Genomic DNA, 3,857 nt, shown 5'->3' with positions numbered 1-3,857 from the left:
TAGCCAAGAGCACGACTTCCTGAACGTAAAACGGCTGACCGGCGGGCAATAACTCAATAGCCAAAATAAAACCGCTGCGAGCTTAGCTCGCAGCGGTTTTGCACATCATGAGGCTGAACCGAACCCGGCCGCCTTCAAACTTCCATCATTTCCTCGTTAACCGGCACGACATCCGACGGCGAAGAGCTGTTCAGGATCCGGCGCGCGTGCTCGATCTCCTGGCGAAGCGAGCGAATCTTTTCAAGCGGCTTTTTCACGTAATGAATGTACTCGACTGCCAGATGATGGTCCGGCTTCTTACCGGAGAGCAGCCGCCGCAGCGAGGACATCGCTTGATAAGCCCGTTCCTCCGCCTGGCGACGCTTCTCGTAACGCTGAACCATTTGCTCGATATCGTCTATCTCATTCTCTTTCTTCACGATATATGCTTCCAGAAAGGGGTAAACTTCCGCTGCCTTGCGGTATTTTACCCCGGATGGGGCATTAGAAAAGATGGGATCAGTCATGCGATATCTCCTGTCTCACCATGTGATATTTTTTAACACTACTATTGTAACGCATCTTTCCTCTTTTGAACATCCCTCATACCGTAAAAATATTTTCCTCCTGTCCAGAAACGACAAAAAGAGAGATCCACGATCCCTCTAGCGATGCCTGAAAACCCTATTGAAAAAGCGTTTCTTACGGATAGGCCAGGCCGTCCTTCAACCGCTCGCGCGTGCGGTGGATTCTCGCTTTCACCGTGCCAACCGGCATATTCAACGCGTCGGCGATTTCCCGGTCTTTAAACCCATAATAAAATTTATACAAAATAAGCGTTCTCGTCGTCGGATCCAAGGCGCCCAGCAACTCTGAGATTTCCAGCATAAGCTCGGCCTCGCTCGAGCCGGCATTACGCTGCCCGGTTTCCCAAACCTCGCACGGCTGCATTCGGCCGGCAACCTTGTTCACGTTCACCGCAACATTGCGCGTGATCGTCTTGGCCCACGCCATGAGCTTGCTTTCTTCCCGCAGCGACTCCTGCCGAGAAAGTATTTTCACCCAAGCCTCCTGCACCACATCATGCGCATCGGACTTGTTGCGGACATTCGAGTAAGCTACCCGGATCATTTGATTGTAAAGCTCCCGCAGCGCGTTCTCCTGCTCAACCCATACCTTGCCCGGCGGACCATCGCCGCCCTGTATCCATGACATCGACAGATCCCCCGCATTGGCAACGTTTACCTAACCGTTTCTACGAACCTATCATACCATGTTTCCATAAAAAAGAAAATTAACCCCGAGGAACTATTCCTCCAGGTAAATCACGGTCGTCAAGACTCAAAAATGTGTGCCGGGATGGTTCTTTCAACAGATACAACGCGGTTCAATTCTTTGATCCAGGACTCATCCAGCTTGCCTTCGCCTTTTTTCAGCACGTGCACATCGACCTTCCGTTTGCCCCACTGCTTGTATACCTGCTTCGTCGTTTCGAAGTAAAGGTCGATCTTTTTGCCTTTGATTGCGGAGCCGGTATCGGCCACGATGCCGTATCCGTAACCGGGAATGTACATCAGCGTGCCGATCGGAAATACCGCCGGATCGGCGGCGATCGTCGAGACATGGTCTCTTCGCACTTTGACGCCGGAACGGGTGATGCCGTACCCGCGCATGCCCGGCCTTTTGCCAGTCGATTCCACTCCGGCCGTGTAGCCTGTAGCCGTGACATGAACGGTTTGAATCGCCGGCGGACGCCGTGCCGCCGTGATGGGTTTCCATTTATAAGCGGCCGCAGCGATCGTCGTCGCCTTGAACCGGGCTTCTTGCTCGGAGATGGCTGAGGAGGCCGGAGCGGCCGGCTTGCGGATGCTTGCGGTATGCACCGTGCCGAAGATAATGACGGCGATCAGCAGCGCAAACAATACATTCAGCCATCGCCCAGAAGCGATAAAGCTTGTTGACATATGGATAATCTCCCCCTTTAACGGAGGTTACCCCTATGCGGCAAGCTTTATTCATTTTTGCCCGTATTTGCTGGATAACTGGCTAATACATGAAATTATAGATCATTCCCTGACAGGCCTCCGACCGCGGAAAGCATGGAAATCACACGCGCTTGGACGCGATCTCGTCCGCCAGCAGCGCCAGCGTTTCTTCAACCGGCTTCGCGCCAAGATCGCCTTCGCCGCGTTTTCTAACCGATACCGTCCCGCCGCACGCCTCATTCTCTCCGACAATCAGCATATACGGAATTTTCTCAAGCTGCGCCTCGCGGATTTTATAGCCCATCTTCTCGTTGCGCAGATCGGATTCGGCTCGCACGCCACCGGCCAGCAGCTTTTGTTCCACTTCCTTGGCGTATGCCTCATAAGCCATCGATACCGGAATCACGCGGGCCTGAACGGGAGACAGCCATAACGGCAGCGCGCCGACGAAATTCTCGAGCAGGAAGGCGGTCATCCGTTCCATCGTGCTGATGATGCCGCGGTGGATAACGACAGGACGGTGCTTTTTGCCGTCCTCGCCGACATATTCAAGCTCGAACCGCTCCGGTAGGAGGAAGTCGAGCTGAGCGGTGGACAGCGTTTCTTCCTTGCCGAGGGCGGTCTTGATCTGAACATCCAGCTTCGGCCCGTAGAATGCGGCTTCTCCTTCGGCTTCGAAGTACGGAAGCCCGAGCTCGTCCACGACCTCCTTGAGCATGCGCTGCGACATTTCCCACATCTCATCGTTCGGGAAATACTTCTCGGTATCCTGGGGATCCCGGTAGGACAGGCGGAAGCGGTACTCCTTGATGCCGAAATCAGCATACACCTGCTGAATCAGCTGCACCACGCGGGCGAACTCCGACTTGATCTGATCCGGCCGGGCAAAAATATGCGCATCGTTGAGCGTCATCGCGCGCACGCGGTGAAGGCCGGTCAGCGCGCCGGACATTTCATACCGATGCATCGTGCCGAGCTCGGCGATCCGGATCGGCAGGTCGCGGTAGCTGCGCATATCGCTCTTGTACACCATCATATGATGCGGGCAGTTCATCGGACGAAGCACAAGCTCCTCGTTGTCCATTTGCATAGGCGGAAACATATCCTCCTGATAATGCTCCCAGTGACCGGATATTTTGTACAGCTCCACGCTGCCCATGACCGGCGTATAAACGTGCTTGTAACCCAGCCGTTCCTCCAGATCCACGATATAGCGCTCAAGCGTACGGCGGACCTTGGCGCCGTTGGGCAGCCAGATCGGCAGTCCTTGGCCGACCTCCTTCGCAAATGTGAACATCCCGAGCTCTTTGCCGAGCTTGCGGTGATCGCGCTTTTTCGCTTCCTCAAGAAAATGGAGATGCTCGTCCAGTTGCGCCTTTTTCGGGAAAGCCGTCCCGTAGATGCGCTGCAGCATCTTGTTTTTGGAATCGCCTCGCCAGTAGGCGCCTGCCAGGCTGAGCAGTTTGAACGCCTTGATCCGTCCGGTCGACGGCAGATGAGGCCCGCGGCACAGGTCGAAAAACTCGCCTTGGTCGTACATCGTGATGACCGAATCGGCGGGCAGATCCCGGATCAATTCCAGCTTCAGATTATCGCCTAGCTCGGTGAAAATCGCCGTCGCCTCGTCGCGGCTGACCACCCGGCGCCTGATCGGCAGATCCTCCTTTACGATACGCTCCATTTCCTGCTCGATTTTCTCGAGCTCCTCAGGCGTCAGTGACACCTCCATGTCGATATCGTAATAGAAGCCGTCCTCGATCACCGGACCGATGCCCAGCTTTACGCTCCTGTCGCCGTACAACCGCTTGATTGCCTGGGCCATTAGATGCGCCGTGCTGTGACGGTACACCTCCAACCCGTCCGCGCTGTCGAGCGTCACGATTTCAACCGCCG

At 55.3% G+C, this 3,857-nt stretch carries 4 protein-coding genes; all 4 read right to left on the bottom strand.

The window, feature by feature from the left end; translation table 11 throughout:
* Nucleotides 1–134: 134 nt before the first annotated feature.
* Complete coding sequence (locus tag BG52_RS00020) at nucleotides 135–506, bottom strand: magnesium transporter CorA family protein (RefSeq protein WP_051587588.1); 372 nt, start codon at nucleotides 504–506, stop codon at nucleotides 135–137.
* Between the two features lie 175 nt (nucleotides 507–681).
* Nucleotides 682–1,194 (bottom strand): RNA polymerase sigma factor, encoded by a 513-nt coding sequence (locus BG52_RS00015; protein WP_036586088.1) that lies wholly within the window; start codon nucleotides 1,192–1,194, stop codon nucleotides 682–684.
* Nucleotides 1,195–1,313: 119 nt separating this feature from the next.
* Entirely contained in the window at nucleotides 1,314–1,943 is a 630-nt protein-coding gene (locus BG52_RS16655) for a 3D domain-containing protein (RefSeq protein WP_036586090.1), read from the bottom strand.
* 142 nt (nucleotides 1,944–2,085) lie between these two features.
* Nucleotides 2,086–3,857: threonine--tRNA ligase (thrS, locus tag BG52_RS00005; RefSeq protein ID WP_036666516.1), on the bottom strand; the 1,772-nt coding region annotated here is incomplete at its 5' end.

The organism is Paenibacillus darwinianus, from assembly GCF_000598065.1.
Taxonomy (GTDB): domain Bacteria; phylum Bacillota; class Bacilli; order Paenibacillales; family Paenibacillaceae; genus Paenibacillus_I; species Paenibacillus_I darwinianus.
The sequence above is the reverse complement of the archived record's forward strand: the minus strand, read 5'-3'. Positions and strand labels throughout refer to the sequence as shown.

Bases quoted from the DNA above. Each gene is read 5' to 3' on its own strand.
- BG52_RS00020 (WP_051587588.1), bottom strand. From the start codon at position 506: ATGACTGATCCCATCTTTTCTAATGCCCCATCCGGGGTAAAATACCGC.
- BG52_RS00015 (WP_036586088.1), bottom strand. From the start codon at position 1,194: ATGTCATGGATACAGGGCGGCGATGGTCCGCCGGGCAAGGTATGGGTT.
- BG52_RS16655 (WP_036586090.1), bottom strand. From the start codon at position 1,943: ATGTCAACAAGCTTTATCGCTTCTGGGCGATGGCTGAATGTATTGTTT.